General features: G+C 62.6%; 14 protein-coding genes. 9 read left to right on the top strand and 5 right to left on the bottom strand.

Annotation, left to right across the window (positions count from 1 at the left end):
- Positions 1–5: 5 nt before the first annotated feature.
- Both C7G41_RS15800 and C7G41_RS15795 read right to left on the bottom strand, forming a co-directional pair.
- A complete protein-coding gene (locus C7G41_RS15800) occupies positions 6–185 on the bottom strand; it encodes a hypothetical protein (RefSeq protein ID WP_106943422.1) in 180 nt (59 codons plus the stop codon).
- A 165-nt stretch (positions 186–350) separates the two neighbouring features.
- Complete coding sequence (locus tag C7G41_RS15795; protein WP_106943679.1) at positions 351–1,289, bottom strand: GlxA family transcriptional regulator; 939 nt, start codon at positions 1,287–1,289, stop codon at positions 351–353.
- Between the two features lie 91 nt (positions 1,290–1,380).
- Here C7G41_RS15795 and C7G41_RS15790 point away from each other — a divergent pair, with 91 nt between their 5' ends.
- Positions 1,381–2,067, top strand: a complete 687-nt coding sequence (locus tag C7G41_RS15790; RefSeq protein ID WP_106943421.1) for a DJ-1/PfpI family protein — start codon at positions 1,381–1,383, stop codon at positions 2,065–2,067.
- Between the two features lie 349 nt (positions 2,068–2,416).
- On the opposite strand, the gene C7G41_RS15785 is transcribed toward C7G41_RS15790, so the two are convergent.
- Positions 2,417–2,824, bottom strand: coding sequence for an NADH:ubiquinone oxidoreductase subunit NDUFA12 (locus C7G41_RS15785; RefSeq protein ID WP_106943420.1), 408 nt, complete (start codon positions 2,822–2,824; stop codon positions 2,417–2,419).
- A 246-nt stretch (positions 2,825–3,070) separates the two neighbouring features.
- On the opposite strand from C7G41_RS15785, the gene C7G41_RS15780 reads away from it, so the two are divergent.
- The 5 genes from C7G41_RS15780 (at position 3,071) to C7G41_RS15760 (ending at position 10,491) form a co-directional block, all read left to right on the top strand.
- Positions 3,071–3,691, top strand: a complete 621-nt coding sequence (locus C7G41_RS15780) for a BA14K family protein (protein WP_106943678.1) — start codon at positions 3,071–3,073, stop codon at positions 3,689–3,691.
- 242 nt (positions 3,692–3,933) lie between these two features.
- Positions 3,934–4,356: a response regulator gene (locus C7G41_RS15775; protein ID WP_106943419.1), complete on the top strand. Its 423-nt coding sequence runs from the start codon at positions 3,934–3,936 to the stop codon at positions 4,354–4,356.
- The gene (locus C7G41_RS15770; protein ID WP_106943418.1) at positions 4,353–6,605 is read left to right on the top strand and encodes a CHASE3 domain-containing protein; all 2,253 of its coding nucleotides are present in this window, start codon (positions 4,353–4,355) and stop codon (positions 6,603–6,605) included. Before C7G41_RS15775 ends, C7G41_RS15770 begins: the two co-directional genes overlap by 4 nt.
- Positions 6,606–6,814: 209 nt before the next feature.
- Positions 6,815–8,668, top strand: coding sequence for a caspase family protein (locus tag C7G41_RS15765; protein WP_106943677.1), 1,854 nt, complete (start codon positions 6,815–6,817; stop codon positions 8,666–8,668).
- Between the two features lie 815 nt (positions 8,669–9,483).
- Complete coding sequence (locus tag C7G41_RS15760) at positions 9,484–10,491, top strand: methyltransferase (RefSeq protein WP_106943417.1); 1,008 nt, start codon at positions 9,484–9,486, stop codon at positions 10,489–10,491.
- A gap of 124 nt (positions 10,492–10,615) precedes the next feature.
- Here the strand turns inward: C7G41_RS15760 and C7G41_RS38760 are convergent, their stop codons facing one another.
- On the bottom strand, positions 10,616–12,019 hold the full coding sequence (locus C7G41_RS38760) for an invasion associated locus B family protein (RefSeq protein ID WP_106943416.1): 1,404 nt from the start codon (positions 12,017–12,019) through the stop codon (positions 10,616–10,618).
- Positions 12,020–12,508: 489 nt separating this feature from the next.
- Between C7G41_RS38760 and C7G41_RS15745 the strand changes: the two genes are divergently transcribed.
- A complete protein-coding gene (locus tag C7G41_RS15745; protein WP_106943414.1) occupies positions 12,509–15,772 on the top strand; it encodes an ABC transporter substrate-binding protein in 3,264 nt (1,087 codons plus the stop codon).
- A 38-nt stretch (positions 15,773–15,810) separates the two neighbouring features.
- Here C7G41_RS15745 and C7G41_RS15740 read toward each other — a convergent pair whose 3' ends face one another.
- Positions 15,811–16,707, bottom strand: coding sequence for a DMT family transporter (locus C7G41_RS15740; protein ID WP_106943413.1), 897 nt, complete (start codon positions 16,705–16,707; stop codon positions 15,811–15,813).
- A gap of 761 nt (positions 16,708–17,468) precedes the next feature.
- Here C7G41_RS15740 and C7G41_RS15730 point away from each other — a divergent pair.
- On the top strand, positions 17,469–21,233 hold the full coding sequence (locus C7G41_RS15730) for a vitamin B12-dependent ribonucleotide reductase (RefSeq protein ID WP_106943411.1): 3,765 nt from the start codon (positions 17,469–17,471) through the stop codon (positions 21,231–21,233).
- A gap of 84 nt (positions 21,234–21,317) precedes the next feature.
- Positions 21,318–22,043, top strand: a complete 726-nt coding sequence (locus C7G41_RS15725) for a hypothetical protein (protein ID WP_106943410.1) — start codon at positions 21,318–21,320, stop codon at positions 22,041–22,043.
- Positions 22,044–22,226: the final 183 nt, after the last annotated feature.

Here is a 22,226-nt window from a genome sequence, read left to right as displayed (position 1 = left end):
GCAAGTCATGACGCGACGAGCCAATGTCCCTTGTGAATGTCGAACTTCACGGCACCGTCGTCACGCATCTTCAACAGGAGCGATTGGCAGTCGTCCTGATTCTTGATGTTCACGCGCTTCATGATGTCGAACGTCTTCAGAGGTTTTTCGCGAAGGGCAATTAGAATCTTTTCTCGATCAGTCATTGGGGTTCCTTGCATCGGTCTCGGCGACGGTACGTGTTGTACCGATCGTCCGCAACGGGCGCGTTTGCTTGGACGAGGTCCGTTCCGGATCAAAAGGCGGAAGGCAGGGCAATATACGAGTCTGTTGATCCGCTAAACCGGCCTCTCCAAATTGATGAATTCTCGCTACCCGGCCCTTGCCGCGCGCCGAAGTGCTTGCGGCGGCTGGCCGAAGGCGCGGATGAAGGCGCGCCGCATGCGCTCGGGGTCGCCGAATCCGGTCGCCTCCGCGACGAGTTCGATCGCCTCGCGCGAGGACTGCACGCGCTCGCGCGCGACCTCGATGCGCAAGCGCTCGATGGCCTTCGAAGGCGTCGTGCCGGTCTCGGCGGCAAAGGCGCGGGCAAAATGCCGCGCGCTCATGCCGGCGCGGTCGGCGAGATCTTCGACCGTCAACCGGGCGTCGAGGTTCTCGCGCGCCCAGGACAGCAGCGCACCGAAGCGGCCGTTCGGCGTCTTCAGTTCCAGAAGTGACGAGAACTGCGACTGGCCGCCGCTGCGGCGATGGTACAGCACAAGCTGCCGCGCGACCTGCTGCGCGATCTCCTCGCCATGGTCCTCGGTGACCATCGCGAGCGCGAGGTCGATCCCCGCCGTGATGCCCGCCGACGTCCACACATGGCCGTCGCGCGTGAAAATCTGGTCCGGCTCGAACTTCACCTTGGGATAGCGCGCGACGAAATCGCGCGTGCGTCCCCAATGCGTGGTGGCGCGACGGCCGTCGAGCAGGCCCGCCTCGGCCAGCACATAGGCACCCGAGCAGACGCTCGCGACCCGCACGCCGCGCCGCGCCAGCCGCTGCACGAAGGCGCGCGTGACCGCGCAGCGCGCGGCATCCGTCACGCCCGCGCCTCCCGCGATGACCAGCGTCGTGATCGCATTCGCCGACTTGAAGTCGCGCGCCATCATCTCCACGCCGGACGAGCTGCGCACGGGCCCCGCGTTCAGCGCCAGCACCCGGATCGCAGGCGCCTTGCCGGTGGCACGCGCCGCGATCTCGAACACCGAGATCGGGCCGGCCGCATCGAGCAACTGGAAGTCCGGGAAGATCAGGATGCCGATCATGGTCATGTCCGAAAGCGAGGGAAATACGCCATTTTAGACAGAAGGGCATCATGAGAGGCTGCGTCCGTCAAGCTCATAATTGGAGGCTCTCATGTCGTCCCCGCTCCAGATCGGTCTCTTGGTGTTTCCGCGCGTCACCCAGCTCGATTTTACCGGTCCCTTGCAGGTGTTCTCCTCCGTGCCGGGCGCAAAACTGCATTTGATCTGGAAACGGATCGAGCCGGTGCCGAGCGATTCCGTGCTGACGCTGACGCCGACCACGACATTCGGCGACTGCCCGCAGCTCGACGTGATCTGCGTGCCCGGCGGCGGCGGCACCAACGACCTGCTCAACGACGAGGAGGTGCTCGGTTTCCTGCGCCGGCAAGCCGAGGGCGCCAAATACGTCACCTCGGTCTGCACGGGATCGCTGGCGCTCGGCGCCGCCGGCCTCTTGAAGGGCTACCGCGCCGCCACGCATTGGAGCGCGATGGAGATGCTCAGTCAGTTCGGCGCGACGCCGACCAAGACGCGCGTCTGCGTCGACCGCAACCGCATCACCGGCGGCGGCGTCACCGCGGGAATCGATTTTGCGCTGACCCTGGTGTCGATCATGGTCGATCGCACCACCGCGGAGGCGATCCAGCTTCAGCTCGAATACAATCCGGCCCCGCCGTTCAATGCAGGCTCGCCCGACACCGCGCCGGCCGAGGTGCTGGCATTACTCAGGGAGCGCGGCGCAGCGAACCAGGCTCACCGCCTCGAAGCGGTAAAGCGCGCAGCTGAGCGGATGATGTAGTTGCTCGCGTGTCCCCAAAGAAAAAGGCCGCCCGGTTTCCCGAGCGGCCTTTCCTGTCTTACGGCGGCTGCACATTTCATCGGGCGATTTCGGAACTTCCAGACCGGGGGCCTATCTCCCGATCGAGTCCTGGTCGGCGGCCGCTGCATTTCGGGACAGTCGCGAACTGTTGCCCGAACCGAACGCGATGGTCTCCCATCTCCGTAAGATGCGACCATTGAGCCGCATCGCTGGCGTGGCTGCAACCAGCGCGCAGCAATCATCCCCGCTGTTCCCGTTGTCCACAGCAGAGCGACGCGGATGCGGGTGCATCCACTCCCACGACAAGGATTGAGACGGGTTCGGAGGCCTAGCTGGGCGTCCAGGGCTGATAGTCGCCGGTCGCCTTCGGCCGCTTGCCGCTGGCGAGCGTAGAACCCGAGGGACGATAGGCGTTGGCCGTTCCGGTGAGATTGGGCTGGTGCGGCTTTTCCCACTCGCGCGGCTGGTAATTGTCCTCCGTCGGCGGCACGTCGACGGTGTGATGCATCCAGCCATGCCAGGACGGCGGGATACGGCTGGCCTCGGCATAGCCGTTATAGACCACCCAGCGCCGCTCGAAGCCGAGCGTCGGGTCGATCACCCCGCCACGGGTGCGATAATAAAGATTGCCCTGCTCGTCCTGGCCGACCAGCTCGCCGTAGCGCTTGGTCCAGAGTTGGGTGCCAAAAGTCTGGCCATTCCACCAGGTGAAGAACTTGAGGAAGAACTGTTTCATGCGGCAAGGGCCCTGCTTCGTCGGGTCCTGATGCCATCCGGACGGCGAAATGTCCAGTTCGGCGGGTCCAGAGGTGGCCCGCTGCAGATGCGGTCTCCCGGCACGGACGCTGCCGCAAAGCGGACGCGATCCGTTCATGCCGGATACAGCCTCCCCATGAAAGCTTGTGCTCGCACGCAAACCGTCGTGATCCCAGGAACTCCAGCCCTTTCATGGGGTTTGCTTCCGGGAAAAGGAGTTTTGATCATGAAAAGTCTGAAAGTCTTGAGCGCGGCTGCGGCCGTGGCGCTGGTTCTCCCGTTGGCGACGCCAAGCTTCGCGCAAGGTCGCGGCGGACATGGCGGTGGCGGCGGTGGCCATTTCGGCGGAGGCGGCGGTGCCCACTTCGGCGGCGGCGGCGCTCACTTCGGTGGTGGCGGCGCACGCATGGGCGGCGGCAATTTCGGCGGCGCGCGGATCGGCGGCGGCGGTGGTAACTTCGCGGCGGGTCCAGCTATGCGTCCCGGTGGCGGCGCGGCCTTTAACGGCGGCGGGCGCAGCTTCGCAGCAGCCGGGGGTCAGCACTGGAATGGCGGCGGCGGTCATTGGCACGGCGGCGGCTGGCGCCATCGCGGCGGCGGCTTCTGGCCCGGTGTCGCGGCAGGCGCTGCGATCGGCGGCCTCGGCTCGTACGCCTATTACGGCGGCGGCTATTACAACGACCCCTACTACTATGGCGACGACAGCTATTATGATGAGCCGTCAGTGGCCGTGGTCCCAGATAGCGGCGGCGACTCCGCGGGCTACTGCGCGCAGCGCTACAAGTCCTACGATCCGGCGTCCGGCACGTATCTCGGCTATGACGGCCAGCGCCATCCCTGCCCGTAACACGACCTGCAACACGTGAAGAAGAAGGCGTCGCAGCGATGCGGCGCCTTCTTCGCATTCGGGCGCCTTACCTGTTTCGCTCGCCTCATGTTCGTCATCGGCGATTGTCGCGTATATCCGATGCGAGCGGACCTTTATTCACCTCACCGTGCATACCTACCCCGATCCAATCCCAAATTGACCCGACGCGCGATTCACCTGTATCAACTTGGCAATGGGGACTTCGATGACTGGGAAGTGTCATGCCGCGTATCCTCGTGGTTGATGACGATCCGATGGTCGGTGCGACCATCGAGGTCCTCCTCCAACGTCAGGGCTTCGACGTCACGTTGACTGACGGCGGAGAAACGGGTTTGGCTGCGCTCGAAACCCAGACTTTCGACGTGATGCTGGTCGACATCTTCATGCCGCATATGCGCGGCTTCGAGTCCATTCGCATCTTTCACGAGCGGGCGCCGGCGGTTCCGCTCATCGCGATGTCCGGCTACGCCTTCGCGTCATCCGCCTCGCCCTCTCCCGACTTCCTCCGGATGGCGCTGGAGCTCGGCGCGACCCGCTGCCTGCGCAAGCCGTTCACGCCGGACGCGCTGCTGACCACGATCCGGGAATGCATCGCCGAGCCGGGCGATGGCTCACAGCCGAAGGACAAGAAAGAAGCCCCTTGATCCCAACGCAGCGCGTCATTCTCGGTGCTGGACTTGCCATCCTCCTGATCATCACCGCAGCCTCGATCGGCCTCGACGTCAAGTCACGGTCCGACGCGGCATGGGTCAATCATACCGTCCAGGTGCTGAAGAAGATCTCCGATCTGCGCGTGCTGATGCGCAGCGCCGAGAGCGCCGCACGCGGCTACGAGATCTATCGCAACCCGAGCTTCAGCGAAGAATTCCAGGCGGTCCAGGGCCGGATCGCACCGGCACTCGCCGACCTCAAGCGCAGCGTGCGCGACACTCCCGAACATGTCGCGCTGCTCGAGGGCACCGAGCCGCTGGCGCTGCGCCGGATCGAGATCGCCGCCGACGTGATGCGCCTGCGCGCCGGCAACGACCAGGCCGGCGTTGCGGCGGTCCAGGGCAAGGGCGAGGGCCGTGGCCTCATGGACACGGTGATGGGCAATTTCGATCATTTGAGCGCAGAGGAAGAACGATTGCTCGCGGCGCGCTCCCAGGATTCGCGCCGCACCGGCATCGTGCTGCTCGGCATCGACGTCGCCGGCGCGCTGGTGATCCTGCTGCTGGTCGTGATGATGATGCGCGAGAGCCGGCGCACCGAGGGCGCACTCAAGAGCACGCTATTGGAGACCACGGCCGCCAACCAGCAGCTCGAGGCCGCAGTGGCCGAGCGCACCGAGCATCTGGTCACCGCGCATGACGAGCTGCGCCTGTCGGTCAACGTGCTCCAGAGCACGTTCCACAGCATGGCGGAAGCGGTGCTGGTCATCGACGCCGAGGGCAACGTCCTTCTGTCCAATCCCGCCGCCGAGCGCATGCTGCTGCACCGGACCGGCATGAACCTGCGCAATCTGCGCGCGCTGTCCAACGTGCTTCACGGCGACGGCGTCACCCCGCTCAAGCCCGACGAGCTGCCGTCGGCACGCGTGCTGCGCGGCGAGCCGTTCGAGAATATGGAGATGATCGTCCGCCCGCACAGCGGCAATGCTCCCCGTCATCTCATGATCAGCGGCCGGCCGATGCTGGACGGGCAAGGCAAAGTCTCCGGCGCGGTGCTGGTCTATCACGACGCGACCATGTCGCGCGAGACCGAGCGGCAATTGTACCAGTCGCAGAAGCTGGATGCCATCGGCAAGCTCACCGGCGGCGTCGCGCACGACTTCAACAACATGCTGACCGTGATCTCCGGCAATACCGAGACGCTGGTGGCAAGCCTGAAGCAGCAGCCCGACCTCCAGCGCGTAGCGCGCCTGATCGACGAGGCCGCCGAACGCTGCGCCGAGCTGATCCAGCATCTGCTCGCCTTCGCACGCAGGCAGCCGCTCCAGCCGCGCAATGTCGAGATCAACGCCGCGGTCGGCGACATCGCGAAACTCCTGCGCCCCACCCTCGGCGAGCAGATCGAGATCGAGACCGTGCTGGAACAGGGGCAGATGACCGCGCATATCGATCCGTCCCGCCTCACCAACGCCCTGCTCAACATGGCCATCAACGCCCGCGACGCCATGCCGAACGGCGGCAAGCTGCTGCTCGAGGCCCACCGCGTCGTGCTCGACCAGGCCTATGCGCAAAGCAATCCCGACGTGCGGCCCGGCCCTTACGTGATGCTCGCCGTCAGCGACACCGGCACCGGCATGCCGGCCGAGGTGCAGCAGCAGGCGTTCGAGCCCTTCTTCACCACCAAGGAAGTCGGCAAGGGCAGCGGCCTCGGCCTCTCCATGGTCTACGGCTTCGTCAAGCAGTCCGGCGGCCACATCAAGATCTACAGCGAGGAAGGCCACGGCACCACGATCAAGCTCTATCTGCCGCCGGGCGAAGGCATGGCCGAGGTGGCCCCCACCACGACGCCGCAGCCGGAAGGCGGCGCCGAGACCATTTTCGTGGTCGAGGATGATCCACTGGTGCGCAACTTCGTCACCGTGCAGCTCCAGAGCCTCGGCTACCAGACCGTCGCCGCGCCCGACGGCAAGGCCGCGCTCGAGTTGATCCAGGCCGGCCAGCCGTTCGATCTGCTGTTCACCGACGTCGTCATCCCCGGCGGCATGAGCGGGCGCGAGCTCGCCGACAAGGTGGCGACGATCCGCCCCGGCGTGAAGGTGCTCTACACCTCCGGCTATACCGACAATGCCATCGTCCACCACGGCAAGCTCGACGACGGCGTCATGCTGCTGACAAAACCCTATCGCCGCAACCAGCTCGCCGAGATGATCCGGAAGGCGCTGGGAGACATGCCGGCCGGCTAGCGCGTCTGCTTGGCGACACATCCAATGGCGTTGCAGATGATCCGCGCTGCTCAGATCGCCCAACATTCTGCACACGTGATCGTCGGCTTGTGACCCGTTACAGACGTTCGACGACCAGCCAGATCATAATTGTGATCAACGTCACAGAGCCGAAGCTTGCCTTTTGGCAGACTCAACATACGCTGCGCACATATTTGTTCGGGGCTGCGATGGGCGCGTTTCGCTGGGTTTCATTAGTCTTTTTCATCTTGCTGACTTGCGGCTCAGCGCATGCCGAGCGGCGCGTTGCACTGGTCATCGGCAACTCCGCATACAAGAGCGTGCCCCGGCTTGCCAACCCAGCCAACGACGCAACGCTGGTCGGCGGGATGTTCAGGAAGGCCGGGTTCGACAGTGTCGATGTCAGGCTTGACCTCAACGTGGGCGAGATGCGCAAGGCGCTCCGCGAGTTCGGCGGCAAGGCACGCGACGCCGAGGTGGCCGTGATCTATTACGCCGGCCACGGCATTGAACTGGACGGCACCAACTACCTGATCCCCACGGACGCGACGCTGGAGACCGACAGCGACGTTCTCGACGAAACGCTTCCGCTTGACCGCGCGATGTTTGCCGTCGAGCCCGCTAAGCAGCTACGCCTCATCATTCTGGATGCTTGTCGCGACAATCCATTCGCCAAGACCATGAAGCGCACCATCGCCTCGCGCGCGATCGGTCGCGGCCTTGCCAAGATTGAGCCGACAAGCCCGAACACCATGATCGCGTTCGCGGCGAAGGCCGGCTCGACAGCCTCAGATGGCGATGCAAAGAATAGTCCCTTCGCCGCAGCGCTCGTCGAGCGGCTGCCGACACCTGGTCTCGATTTGCGCAAGGCGTTCGGTTTCGTTCGCGACGATGTGCTGAAGAACACCGGCTACAAGCAGGAGCCCTATGTCTACGGCTCGCTCGGGGGCGACGATGTACCGCTCGTCCCTGCCAAGCCGGTCGTTGCCGGGCCGCAGGCAAACCCGGACAGCGAAATCCGGCGCGACTATGAACTGGCGCTCCAGCTTGGCACGCGCGATGTGTGGACGGCCTTTCTCAATCGCTATCCGAGCGGGTTCTACACCGACCTCGCCAAGGCACAGCTAAATCGGATTGCTGCCGAGGAAGCGCGTGCTGCGGCCGCAGAGAAGGCCCGGCAGGCCGAAGATGAGAAGGCCCGACTCGTCGGCGAGCGAGCCAGGAAGGCCGAACAGGAAAAGGCGGCGGCCGTCGCCAAGGCGGCCGAGGACGCCCGGGTTGCCGCCGAAAAGGCCAAGCAAGTCGAGGAAGCCAAGGCGGCCGCAGCCGAGCAGCGCAGGAAGGAAGCCGAGGCGGCAGCGGCGAAGGCGCTCGCCGACAAGCTGGCCGCCGAGAAGGCGCTCGCCGAGAGGCTCGCGAGCGACAAGGCCGCCGCCGAGCTGAAGCACGCAGCCGAGAAGCAAGCCTCTCCCAATGCAGAACAGAAGGTCGCGGCTGTCGCGCCCTCTTCGACCCCGCCGGCGATGTCGGCGCAGGAAACGACGAAGCTGGTGCAGTCAGAACTCCGCCGCGTCGGTTGTCTGACCGCCTCGGCAGACGGCGACTGGAACGCTTCGTCACAACGCTCACTGACGCTGTTCAACAAGTACGCCGGCACGAAGCTCGAGACCAAGCTCGCGAGCTTCGATGCGCTGGACGTGATCAAGGCCAAGCCGGGACGCGTCTGCCCATTGGTGTGCGACCACGGCTTCAGGGCCGATGGCGACGCCTGCGTGAAGATGGCTTGCCGTGCCGGCTATCGTGTCAACGACGACAATGAATGCGAGAAGGTGCAGGACAAGAAGCCTGTCGCCACCCGTGACGATAACAGCAAGCGTGACACCGAGCGCAAACAAATGGAGGCCACGCCACCGAAGCGGGAGGCAAAGCCCTCTGGGCAAATCTACTGCAACAGTTCCCTTTGCCGCCCGGTACGACCTGGATGTCGTCTTGAGAATGTCAGAAGTGGAGTGATGGTGCCGGCCAACGGAGCTGTTGGAGGCCTTGTCGAAGTCTGCAATTAAGGCCAGCCAAGAGTCGCGAGTAAACGCCGCACCGAAACGCGCGAACGTCGGGCACGGGCTGGGATTTAGCCCTCGCTGAGCAAAGTCCATTTCTGCTATTGGCCCGTCGCTGACCTTAGTTCTGAGCGACACGACGTCCGCTCCCGGAAGGTGAGCTGACTACGGTAGCGCTGGTATTCGAGGGCAGCCTCTGACCCCTTGCGTACTTCAGCCCGGCTCCCGGACTGGTCTCGACACGTTCTGACGTCGGAAGAGCAGCATCAGCTCTCTGAAGAGTTGCGCGTCGATTTGATGGGAGTAACAGACGCCTCGTCGGGAGCGATGCTGAGTGGGCTCATTCGTTCGATTTCAGAACCAAAGCGGGTTTGCGGACTCTTGAAGCACAAAGACAGGAAGGGACAATGGGGAGACTGGAACGTGTTTGCTGTCACATTCTCACGGTACGGAGTGTTCGTGTTTGGAGGCATAAACAGAGAGGATGACTACAAAGGGACTATATATCTTAGAGGCGGCGTTCATCGGCCGCTTGAGCAAGGTGATCGTGTCGAATGCGAACCGGTTTCGCCTTGCGAGATGTGCTTCGGTTCGCCACCAAAGGTCCCCGACAGTAAGAACTGACAAGGGATTGCCCTAAAGTGGAGCGGTGGAGCTTCCTGAACCGAGGTCCGCTTGTGACCCTAAGCGGGCGTCAAATCTTCGGGCCTTCGTTGTGATCCAGCGCGCGTACCGCAATTTCTGCTATATCATCCCTTTGCACGATCACCCGCACTCGATGCATCTTTACTGCGCGCGTGGCCGCGGGAGGAGATGAAACCATGACCACAAATGCTTTCTCGGACCTTGCGCGGCTGATTAATGGCTATCAGATTTCGCAGGCCATTCACGTAGCGGCCCGGCTTGGCATAGCCGACCACCTTAGGCTCGGGCCGCTAGGCAGCAATGAACTTGCTCGGCTGAGCGGAGCGCATCCGAGGACACTTTATCGGCTGTTGCGGGCGCTGGCTTCAGCCGGTGTTTTCCATGAGACCGAGAACGAAACGTTTTCGCTCACCCCGATGGGCGAGTGTCTTCGTTCTGACTCGCCGACTCCACTCGACGGCTGGGCCGCATATGTCGGCCGACCTTACGCCTGGCAGGCCTGGAGCCATCTTGAACACAGCGTCCGCACCGGCGAGAATGCCTTTCGGCATCTCAACGGTCAGAGCGTATGGGAATATCGCAGCACCCGTCCAGATGAGAACGCGATCTTCAACCGGGCCATGACGGCCAATTCTCGCGGCGCCATCGAAGCCACCATCGCCGCCTACGATTTCAGCCGTTTTCGTCACGTCGCGGATATCGGGGGTGGCCAAGGTCAACTGCTGGCGGGAATTCTCGCCGCAAACAAGGGCCTGCGCGGAACGCTGTTCGATCAGCCGCACGTGGTTGGCAAGGCGGCTGAAGTTCTGAATCAACATGGTGTCGCCGACAGATGCGAAATCGTTGGAGGCAGTTTCTTCGAGACCATCCCGGAGGGGGCTGACGCCTATGTGATGCGGGCGATCATCCACGATTGGGACGATAAGGAAGCGATTTCTATCCTGAGGACCTGTCGCCGCGCTATGACTCCTGATGCCCGGTTGCTCCTTGTTGAACGTGTGGTGGAGCCGCCGAATGAGGGGCCAATCTCGAAATTCAGTGACCTGAATATGCTCGTCATGCTTGGTGCGCTGGAACGGAGCTACGAAGAGTATTCCGAGCTATGCCAGACGGCCGGATTTGAGATGCGCGGCACAAATCGCGCGGGCTCGCACTTCCAAGTCATCGAGGCAGTTCCCATTTAGACCACTTTGTATGGGACCTTGCGTTCACGGCCGCAGGGGCTCGCATCAGATGCGCCCTTTTTACCTGAGGTCTGCTTGTGACCCAAAGCGGTCGTCGGCTTCCTGACTGCCTCCGCAACGTCGCTCATTCCTCATCCGACGCGAAATCGAACGTTTTGGCGTGGAGCGCTTTGCGAGCCTTGGCGAACTGATCGAGTGGTAGATTTATCGCAACTGACGACGAGTTGAGGTCGGTGAGTTCAAGTTTGAGCTGTTGCCCGGCTTCCATCTGAGCAGCCAAGGTGGGTTCGATTCCTCGTGCCGCGATGCAGATGTTGGTGAGACACCAATTGAAGGGAATCTGGGCAGGGCTGCCCTGATCTATCGTCACTTTGACACCCTGCTGCAGGTTCGCCCCTTGCGGAACGAAGAGCTGCAAGCGAGCCGGACCGTCGGCCCGTTGGATCAGATCCACACGCACCACCACCTGATCGAGGTCGTCCGTGCCGGTTGAGGTCGTTCGGCATATCGTGGTCCCATCGGAAGAGCCGAAGCAAAGTTTTTCCCAGTTTGAATAGCGAATGTTTTCAGGTAGGCGCAGTCGCGGCGGCTTCGCCCGAGGCTGCTGCTGGGGTGAAGCGTTGCTGACTTGTCCCGACGACGTGGCGGTTGCTGAATGCTTCTCGATAAATTGGGCTACGAAAGGCGACCAGATCGGCACTGCGTCCGCGGAATCGATCATGAAGTGTCCGTCGCTTCCGAAGGGGGGCAGCATGCGATATTCGACATTGCCGCCCTCTTGGACAAAAGCTTGATGCATCCGCTTCGTCAATTCCGGCCCGAAATAGGTGTCGTTCTCCGCGTAGATCCAAAGCATCGGTATCCGCGCGGTGCGTCCAAACTCGCCGGTGGCGGCAACGAGCTTGTCGGGTGCGCAATTATTGTTGGGTTTGCCATCAACGCGGCCTCCACGGCCCGCCGCGAAGGTAATGATGGCCTGAACTGATGACGGGTTCAGGCTCGCAAGGGCAATCGAGCCCCATCCGCCGCCCGACTGGCCAACGACGATGACCTTACCAGGCTGGATCATCTTCTTCTTGCTCATGTAGTCGATGACCCACTCGTTCAGAGTGGCGATAGCGAGCCCGGGACCGCGGAAGTTCGGGTTGTCACAGCTACCGACGTGAGCAAAGACAGCTCCGTAGAGCCCCTGATCTTTGTCATCGAGACTGCTGGCACCGTACCTGATAGGCGAGATGACCACATAACCGCGACGCGCAAACCAACGTGCCGCGTCCCGATATTCGATCATCGGAAACATCGTCCGCTGATTGGCATCGAGAGAAATGCCGTGGTTCATGATCACCAGGGGGAAAGGGCCATCTCCGACCGGCCGTACCAGGAAAGCAAGCACAGGTAGCGGAAACGGCAGCGCCCAGATTTCCTCCTGGATTTGTGGTCCCGCAGTTCGATCATCTGCCGCGACTGGGGAATGGACCGCCAAGAGGATCATCAGCAAAAGAAGGATGACCGGCGAACGCTTCACCATCTTCTTTCTCCGATGACGTGGTCTGGCCTGACGCTAGGCATGGGAGGTGGACATCTGTTGATCTGAATCAAGTCAAGGCCCAGATCCGGACCCAGGCTGAACGGAGGTGTACGCTCGGACCTTCGGAAACGGCCCATGCGTGTTCCTCTATACCGGCCGACTATTCAGTCGCTGGTCGACGAAACCGTCGCTACGGTTGGGAGGATCAGATGATCAGGTTGATTATGATTGCTGGATTTGCCCTGTCGGTCGCAACCCCGGCGCTTGCTCTGACGCCTGCGCCGATTGCTCAGCCGGACAGCCTGATCACGCAAGTCGCGGCCGCCTGCGGCGTAGGCCGAACACGAGTGGGCGGCGTGTGCGTGGCAAGGACAACGGTCCGTCACGCCCGCCGAGAGGTCCGCAGGTGCCTACGGTGGAACGCAGGCGTTTGCGCTCGCTACGAGTAAAGACCAGAGGAAGAGTCCGGACCCGGCACCTGACAGCGCGATGGGCAAGTCACGCAATTACTTTGGCTTGGCCATGCCAAATCTGGCGTTGTTGAGACGGCTGATCGTGGCCGCTTCGCTGGTGCTGGCGGCAGCGCATCCTGCCGCGGCGCTCGATGCCGTATCAATTCAGCTCAAATGGAAGCATCAATTTCAGTTTGCGGGCTACTACCAGGCCCTCCAGCAAGGCTTCTATCGCGACGCCGGCCTCGACGTTACCATTCGCGAAGGCGGCCCCGACATCGAGGTCTCCGAGTTGGTTGCCGGCGGCGAGGCGGATTTCGGGGTCTGCAGCGCCAGCGTTCTGCGGGACTGGGCGGCAGGCCGCAGGCTGGTCGTGCTCGCCGCCATCTTCCAGCATTCCGCGGCCGTCATCCTGGTCGCGCGGCGAGCGGACATCAGCAGCGTAGCGGATCTGCGCGGCCGCGGGCTCATGGACACGCCGGGAAGCGATGACATCGCTGCGATGCTGAAGCGCGAGGGGATCGACTATCAATCCATGCTGCGCGTCCAGCACGAAGGAAACCCGCGCGACCTCCTGGCCGGCCGGGCCGACGCGATGATTGCCTACAGCACCAACGAGCCGTTCGTCCTTGAACAGCTCGGCGCGGCCTACCGCACCTTCTCGCCTGCCGCATCCGGCATCGATTTCTACGGCGATAATCTGTGCACTTCCGAAGTGGAAGTGCAAACTCATCCGGATCGAGTCGCGTCATTCAGGGCGGCTAGCCTGCGAGGTTGGGCCTACGCCCTTGCGCACAAGGAGGCCACAGCCGATCTGATCCTGCGCAGGTACTCGGCGAAAAAGAGTCGAGACGCACTGCTGTTTGAGGCGGAGCAGACCGCGGCGTTGGTCGGAAGAGATCCCGCCCGGATCGGCGAGCAGGATCCTGCGCGCTGGCAACGTATCGCCGCGGTCTATCGGCAACTTGGTTTGCTGACCGACGATACGCTCCCCCCTGCACTGATCTGGAATGAAGATGAAGATAGCCGTCGGCGCTGGCTAGTTCCTCTCCTGCTCGCCATGGCCGGATCGGCGAGTGCGGCACTGCTCGCGTATCGAAACCGCCGTACCTTGCGGGTCACGACAGCGCGCCTGAGCACACTGAATCCGTTGGCCGGGATGGGGCGGCCGAGACTGAGCCTGATCATGTCACTGCTGTTCATCGGCCTCAGCATCCCGGTCCTCATTTTCATCCTGATCTATAATTACAACAAGAATTCGGCCGGCGTCGTCTCGATCCTGGACGAGGCGGTCGCGCAGAACAGCCAGGCCGGCGTTGAACGCACCCAGGATCTGATTGACAACACCGAGAGCTCGCTTCGCTTTATCGCCGAACTGGCTGCCACCGATCCCGGCTATTTCCGCACCGAACAAAGCCGCGATCTGTTGTACCGCACCCTGACCTCGGCCGCGCATATCGACGGCGTTCACGTCAGCTTCGAGGACGGTTACGATCGGGTGGTCACGCGGATCGACGAGGACCGCCGGCGCGCCGATCCGCGGATTCCCGCGACTGCGAATTGGCATTCCAGCTACATCGACGCAATCACGTATGCCCTGCTGCGGATGCGCCATTGGACATTCCTGGACATATGGCCCCATGAGGTCGGGAAATATAACGCGGCCAGCGACACCGACATCCGCACCCTGCCCGGCTATCAGTCTGCCAAGACGACCCGCACCCTTGTCGTGACCGAACCTTCAATCAATCCCGATACCGGCTCTCCCGTTATTTCGGTGCGCATTCCGATCTTTCGCGGCGTCGAATTCCTCGGTTGCGCGTCCGCCAACATCACCGTGGACGTCCTGTCGCGCTTTCTCGATAGGCATCGGGCGAGCGCTGGCAGCACGACATTCGTCGCGGACCGCAACAACGGCAAGATCATCGCTTTTCCCGAGAAGCAGAAGGCCGTTCGGATCGATAACGGAGCGCTCAGGATCGCAACCCTGACTGACATCGACGATTCCGTGGTGCGCGAGGCTCATCGGCAACATGGTCGTACGGGCGCCGACAGGTTCGAATTTCGATCGCCGACGAACGGAGACGAGTTCGTCGCAGCCTTCGCCAATTTCCCGGGCGGCTTCGGGCAGCCCTGGCAGGTGATCACGTTGACGCCGATCGACGATTTCGTGGGCACGCTGAAGAGCGCGAATCGATTGATGATGGCGGTGATCATTGCCCTCACAATGGTGGAGTTGTTCTTCATCTACTTCGCTTCGAGCCGACTATCGCGTCCGGTCGAAAACGTGTCCCGGCAATTGCAGGACATTGAGAGCCTCAATTTTGATGCACCCGTGCGTCCGCCGTCGCATATCGAGGAGATTGCGCAGCTGGAGTCGGCGGCTTCGCTGCTGCGAACGTCATTGAAATCCTTTTCCTCGTTCGTCCCCCTCGATGTTGTCCGCCAACTGATCAAGTCTGGTGTCCCGCTGACGCCCGGGGTCGAGCCGCGGTTCCTCACCGTGTTCTTTTCAGATCTCGAGAATTTTTCCAGCCACGCCGAAACGCTCGCGCCTGATGACCTCCTGGTCCAGATCTCGACCTATCTGGAGGAAGTCTCTTCTGCGATCGCGGCCGAAGGCGGTACCGTCGACAAATTCATCGGCGACGGCGTCATGGCGTTCTGGAACGCCCCGGTCGAACGCCCCGACCACGTTCTGCGCGGCTGCACCGCCGCATTGCGGGCAGCGCGCCGCATGGAACGCGTCAACGATGTCTGGCAGGCGGAAGGGCGGCCGCGAATCCGCCTGAGGATCGGGCTCAATTGCGCCAACGTCCTCGTCGGCAATGTCGGCTCTTCAACCCGGCTGAACTACACGGCCTTGGGCGACGGCGTGAACGTGGCCGCCCGGCTCGAAGGCATCAACAAGCTGTTTGGCACCACGATCTGCATCAGTGACAGCATCTATGACCAGGCAAAGGCGGACATCGTTGCAAGGCCGATGAAGCGGGTTCAGGTGAAAGGCCGCAAGACCAGCTTCATGATCTACGAACTGCTCGGCCTTCGCGCGAGTGACGATCCTGAACTAAGGGTCCGCGATCGGGACGAGCAATTGTGCGCAATGACCTGGCAAGCCTCGCAAACATTCGAGGCCGGAGACTGTCTCGCCGCAGAGTGCGCCTATCGAGACATCCTGAAGGCGTTTCCCGAAGATGCTCTTGCGAGGTTCATGCTCGCGGAGAGCACAGGACAACAACCATCCGATCTTGCCGATGCGCCGCCTGGGTCGCGGGGAGGAGCGGAGAAAAAGCTCGTGTGAATTCGGGCCACATTGTCCGGAGAAAGAGAGGACTCGCTCTACCGCGTCGCCAGCACCACCGCCGCCAGCGTGAAGATCAGTGCTGCAATCTGCCCCGCCCCCAACGGTTCGCCCAGCGCGATCGCCGACGCCACCACGCCGATGACAGGCACCGCCATGGTGCCGATCGCGGCGACGGAGGCCGGCAGGCGCGCCAGGGCCGCGAACCAGCTGACATAGGCGATGCAGAACTGCACCACGGTCGAATAGACCAGCAGCCACCAGCCGACCGGCGTCACCAGTTCCAGATGCGTGGTCTCGACGGCGAGGCCGATGATGGTGATCGGCAGGCAGCCGATCCCGATCTGCCAGGCCGCGGCGGTGATCGGCGGCAGGCGGATGGGATACTTCTTCGAAAACACCGTGCCGGCGGCGAAGCCGATCGCGCCGCACAGCGCCATGATGATGCCCGGCAGCTTGTCGGCGGTGGCGGCAAAGCCGTTGCCGCCCATGATCGAGGCAAGGCCGGCAAAGGCCATCACCAGCGCGATGGTGCGCAACAAGGTCGGCCGCTCGCCCAGCACCGGCCAGGCGATCAGCGAGGCCCAGACCGGCATGGTGTAGGCGATCAGCGCGGCTTCGCTCGCGGGCAGCCACAGCAGCGCCAGGCCCATCAGCACCATCCAGCCGGTGACGTTGAGGCCCGCGGCAGTCACGAGGCGCGGCCAGATCTCGCGCGGGACCCTGAGGCTGTCGGCGCGGATCAGCGCCAGCGCCGCCAGCAGCACCGCGCCCAGCACGCCGGTGACCCCGCGCAGGGTCAGCGGCGGCAGCTCGGAGAGCAGGAATTTCGTCACCGGCCAGTTGAAGCCCCAGCCCACCGAGGTGATGGCGAGGAACATCAGGCCGGCCGGGGCGATGCGCGCTCGCGCATCCCGGCGGGTCGAATCAAGCATGTGGGCAGTCCGGCAAAATCGGGCTCAGCTTGGCGCGGATTCGCGCCCCCCACCACCACCCCGGCGGGCATGCCTGCCCTCACCTTCCGTAGCCCTACGTGAGTCCCCCGGAGGCAACCCCGCGATTCAAAAATATACCTGCCCTGTGAACAGCGGGGTGAAGCCTCGCCGGCACCACCAGATGCAAATTTTTTCGGTTGGGAATCCCTGAGGACTCACTGATACTTGGCTCAACAACAGGCGCGGACCTGCCCCCTGTTATCCCCCACAATCCACCATATTTAGTATTTGATTCAGGAACTCGCACTAGTTCTTGACGGGCGTAACGGAGAGTCCTAGTTTTCGATCCGTTCGGCGCGAGTGTGTTTGCGTCCCGCCGGCACTCCCCCAAAGGGTCTGCAAAACAGCACTCCGCCAAGCCAGACAAAGGCAGCGGGATACGGGCTTGTCTGCCCGGCGAGAGCGGACTTTTCGGGCGCCTGAACGGGCTGGCAACAGGCCCGGATGGCAATGGTTGAAGACGTGACGTTGTGGGGCGTTGAACGCATGTCGGGCTCATCCCTTTGGGGCGGATGGGTCTGGACGTGCCGGCGGATGATCGGTGCGCGCATCGAGGAATCGCGTCGGGAGAAAACGGGCCGGGTCCACCGGCTGAACTGTGGTGCCAAGGGCCAGCCGGCCTCGAGCACCGCGAAATGAAATGTCGACCCGGCACGCCTGAACGGAGGCGGTCCGGTCAAAGATTAGGACGGGGCAAGACCATGCGGATTGAGCGGCGCCACACCACTTCGGGACAGTCACCTTACGCCGGCATCGATTTCCGGCTGACCACGTCGGAGATCAGGAATCCCGACGGCTCGGTCGTGTTCAAGCTCGACAATGTCGAGGTGCCGACCGCGTGGTCGCAGGTCGCCTCCGACGTCCTGGCCCAGAAGTACTTCCGCAAGGCCGGCGTCGCCGCGCGCCTGAAGAAGGTCGAGGAAGAGTCCGTTCCCTCCTTCCTGTGGCGCTCCGTGCCCGACACCGAGGCGCTCGCCCTCCTGCCCGAGAAAGAGCGCTTCGTCAGCGAGCTCTCAGCCAAGCAGGTGTTCGACCGTCTCGCCGGCTGCTGGACCTATTGGGGCTGGAAGGGCAACTACTTCTCCTCCGACGAGGACGCCCAGACCTTCTACGACGAGCTCCGCTACATGCTGACCATGCAGATGGTCGCGCCGAACTCGCCGCAATGGTTCAACACCGGTCTGCACTGGGCCTATGGCATCGACGGCCCCGGCCAGGGCCATTATTACGTCGACCCCTTCACCGGCAAGCTGACCCGGTCGAAATCCTCCTACGAGCATCCGCAGCCGCATGCCTGCTTCATCCAGGGCGTCGGTGACGACCTCGTCAACGAGGGCGGCATCATGGACCTCTGGGTCCGCGAAGCCCGCCTGTTCAAATACGGCTCCGGCACCGGCTCCAACTTCTCGCGCCTGCGCGGCGAAGGCGAACGCCTCTCCGGCGGCGGCCGCTCGTCCGGCCTGATGAGCTTCCTCAAGATCGGCGACCGCGCCGCGGGCGCGATCAAGTCGGGCGGCACCACGCGCCGCGCCGCCAAGATGGTCGTGGTCGACGTCGATCACCCCGACATCGAGACCTATATCGACTGGAAGGTGAAGGAGGAGCAGAAGGTCGCCGCTCTCGTCACCGGATCCAAGATCAACCAGAAGCACCTCAAGGCCGTGCTGAAGGCCTGCGTCAACTGCGAAGGCTCGGGCGACGATTGCTTCGATCCCGAGAAGAATCCGGCGCTCCGCCGCGAGATCAAGCTCGCGCGCCGCAGCCTCGTGCCCGACAACTACATCAAGCGCGTCATCCAGTTCGCCAAGCAAGGCTACAAGGACATCCAGTTCGACGTCTATGACACCGACTGGGATTCGGAAGCCTATCTCACGGTTTCGGGGCAGAACTCCAACAACTCGGTCTCGCTGAAGGACGACTTCCTGCGCGCGGTCGAGACCGACGGCGACTGGAATCTCGTGGGCCGCACCACGAAGAAGGTCACCAAGACGCTGAAGGCGCGCGACCTCTGGGAAAAAATCGGCTACGCCGCCTGGGCGTCGGCCGACCCGGGCCTGCACTTCAACACCACCATGAACGACTGGCACACCTGCAAGGCGTCCGGCGACATCCGCGCCTCCAATCCGTGCTCGGAATACATGTTCCTGGACGACACGGCGTGCAACCTCGCCTCGGCGAACCTGCTGACGTTCTACGACATCCCCTCCAAGCGTTTCGACGTCGATGGCTACGAGCACCTCTGCCGGCTCTGGACCGTCGTGCTCGAAATCTCCGTGATGATGGCGCAGTTCCCGTCGAAGTCGATCGCCGAGCTCTCCTATGAGTTCCGCACCCTCGGCCTCGGCTACGCCAATATCGGCGGCCTCCTGATGACCATGGGCCTGTCTTATGACTCGAAGGAAGGCCGCGCCATCGCCGGCGCGCTGACCGCGATCATGACCGGCATCACCTACAAGACCTCGGCCGAGATGGCGTCCGAGCTCGGCACCTTCCCCGGCTACAAGAAGAACGCCGCGCACATGCTGCGCGTGATCCGCAACCACCGCCGCGCCGCCCATGGCCAGTCCAACGGCTACGAGGCGCTGAGCGTCAATCCCGTGCCGATGGACCTGGTGTCCTGCCCGCAGACCGACCTCGTCACCCATGCGCAAGCCGCCTGGGATGCGGCGCTCGAGCTCGGCGAGAAGCACGGCTATCGCAACGCCCAGACCACGGTGATCGCGCCGACCGGCACGATCGGCCTGGTCATGGATTGCGACACCACCGGCATCGAGCCCGACTTCGCGCTGGTGAAGTTCAAGAAGCTCGCCGGCGGCGGCTACTTCAAGATCATCAACCGCGCGGTCCCGGCAGCACTTCGCGCGCTCGGCTATCGCGAGAGCGAGATCGCGGAGATCGAGGCCTACGCCGTCGGCCACGGCTCGCTCTCCAACGCGCCCGGCATCAACGCCTCGACGCTGAAGGCCAAGGGCTTCACTGATGAAGCCATTGCCAAGGTCGAGAAGGCGCTGCCGACCGCCTTCGACATCAAGTTCGCCTTCAACAAATGGACTTTCGGCGAGGACTTCATTCGCGACCAGCTCGGCATCGGCGCCGAGGCGATCGCGACCCCCGGCTTCGACCTGCTCCAGGCCGTGGGCTTCACCAAGCGCGAGATCGAGGCGGCCAACGTCCACATCTGCGGCGCGATGACGGTGGAAGGTGCTCCGCATCTCAAGGCCGAGCACTATCCGGTGTTCGACTGCGCCAATCCGTGCGGCAAGGTCGGCAAGCGCTATCTCTCGGTCGAGAGCCACATCCGCATGATGTCGGCGGCGCAGCCCTTCATCTCGGGTGCGATCTCCAAGACCATCAACATGCCGAACGACGCGACCGTGGAAGACTGCAAGTCCGCCTACATGCTGTCGTGGAAGCTGGCGCTGAAGGCCAACGCGCTCTATCGCGACGGCTCCAAGCTCAGCCAGCCGCTCAACTCGCAGCTCATCAGCGACGATGAGGACGAGGACGATGCGATCGAGCATCTCTACGACAAGCCGATGGCGGCGCGTACCGCCCAGGTCTCGGAAAAGATCGTCGAGAAGCTGGTCGAGCGCATCATCGTGATGCGCGAGCGCGAGAAGATGCCGGATCGCCGCAAGGGCTACACCCAGAAGGCGGTCGTCGGCGGACATAAAGTCTATCTCCGCACCGGCGAATATGACGACGGTCGCATCGGCGAGATCTTCATCGACATGCACAAGGAAGGCGCGGCCCTGCGCTCCTTCATCAACAACTTCGCCATCGCGGTGTCGCTGGGCCTCCAGTACGGCGTGCCGCTCGACGAATATGTCGACGCCTTCACCTTCACCCGCTTCGAGCCGGCGGGCCCCGTGCAGGGCAACGACAGCATCAAGTACGCGACCTCGATCCTCGACTACGTCTTCCGCGAACTGGCTGTGAGCTATCTCAGCCGCTTCGACCTCGCCCATGTCGATCCCAGCGAGACCGGGTTCGACGTGCTCGGCAAGGGCGTCGAGGAAGGCAAGGAGCCGGATGATCACGGCCAGCGCGCCTCCAAGCTGGTGTCGCGCGGCCTCACCCGCTCCCGCACCGACAACCTCGTGGTGATGCGCGGCGGCTCGACCGCGGTCGCCCAAGGCAACGACAGCGCACCATCAGGCGGCAGCAAGGTCACCTCGCTCGCCTCGCACGGCGCAGTCCGCGCCGGCGACGTCCTGGAAGGCGCGGTCGCGCTGAAGCAGGACGTGGCCCACGACCTCTCGCCCACCGAGAAGCTGGAGGCGCTGCAGTGGAGCAAGGCCGGCAGCGCGCAAGTCGCAGTGCCCAGCAAGGCCGAGCGCCGCGCGGAAGCCAAAGCCAAGGGCTACGAAGGCGAGATGTGCAGCGAGTGCGGCAACTTCACGCTGGTGCGGAATGGCACCTGCATGAAGTGCGATACTTGCGGCAGCACGACGGGGTGCAGCTGATAGTCATCGAAGATTTAGCGCTTATTAACGCACGGGCCGCTCGCATGGGCGGCCCGATGCTTCTTACAAGGCTGAAAGGCAACAATGGAGGAAGCGGCGAGGTCCCTTCTAACGTTCGTCGGCTTAATTTTTGGAGCCGGCGGTGGAGTTGCTGTTGTTGCTTATGCGCTGCTCCGTTTCTTCGGCGAGAAATGGATGAACGCCAAGTTCGAAGAACGACTGGCGGCATTTAAACATGCTCAAGGAAAGGAACTGGAAGAGCTGCGGTACAGGATTAACGCGCTCATGGACCGCACCGTAAAACTCCATCAGAAAGAGTTTGATGTGATCCCGGAATCGTGGGGCAAGCTCAACACCTCCTGCGGAGTAGTCACAGCTATCACTTCTGCATTTCAGCAGTATCCAGATCTCGATCGAATCGGCAAACCTCAACTCGACGAATTCCTCCAAGACAGCTTTATGGCCAAATGGCAAAAAGAAGAAATTCGCCTTACAGACAAGAAGACCGATTATTATCGGAAGGCCCTCACTTGGCACAAAGTTACCGAAGGGAGAGAGGCATGCCGCGAGTTTCACGTCTATTTTCGCAAGAACGGCATATTCATCCCTGAGCCGATCAAATCTCAGTTCGTCCAACTTGATAAGCTGACTTACGAAGCGCTCATCGAATACGAACTCAACGAACGCGAAGAGATTCGCCCCCGTCTTCGCAAGGCTCACAACGCACTTGCCGAAGCGAAAGACATAATGATCTCACTCGAAAACAACGTTCAGGATAGGCTTTGGAATATGAACAAAGTCGTTGGATGACGACCCAGTTCAACCATTTAGCAGTGGCAGCTCGGATGAGCGAAGCCGCATCCGTGACTTGTTGAGGTGTTCAAATTAAAGATATCGATTAGCTCGTAGGATGGGTGGAGCGAAGCGATACCCATCATCAGTCGTTCAAAAACGATGATGAGTTTCGCAAGGGCTCAACCCATCCTACGAGCT

Origin of the sequence: Bradyrhizobium sp. MOS002, assembly GCF_003020115.1 — a bacterium.
Lineage (GTDB): Bacteria > Pseudomonadota > Alphaproteobacteria > Rhizobiales > Xanthobacteraceae > Bradyrhizobium.
The sequence above is the reverse complement of the archived record's forward strand: the minus strand, read 5'-3'. Positions and strand labels throughout refer to the sequence as shown.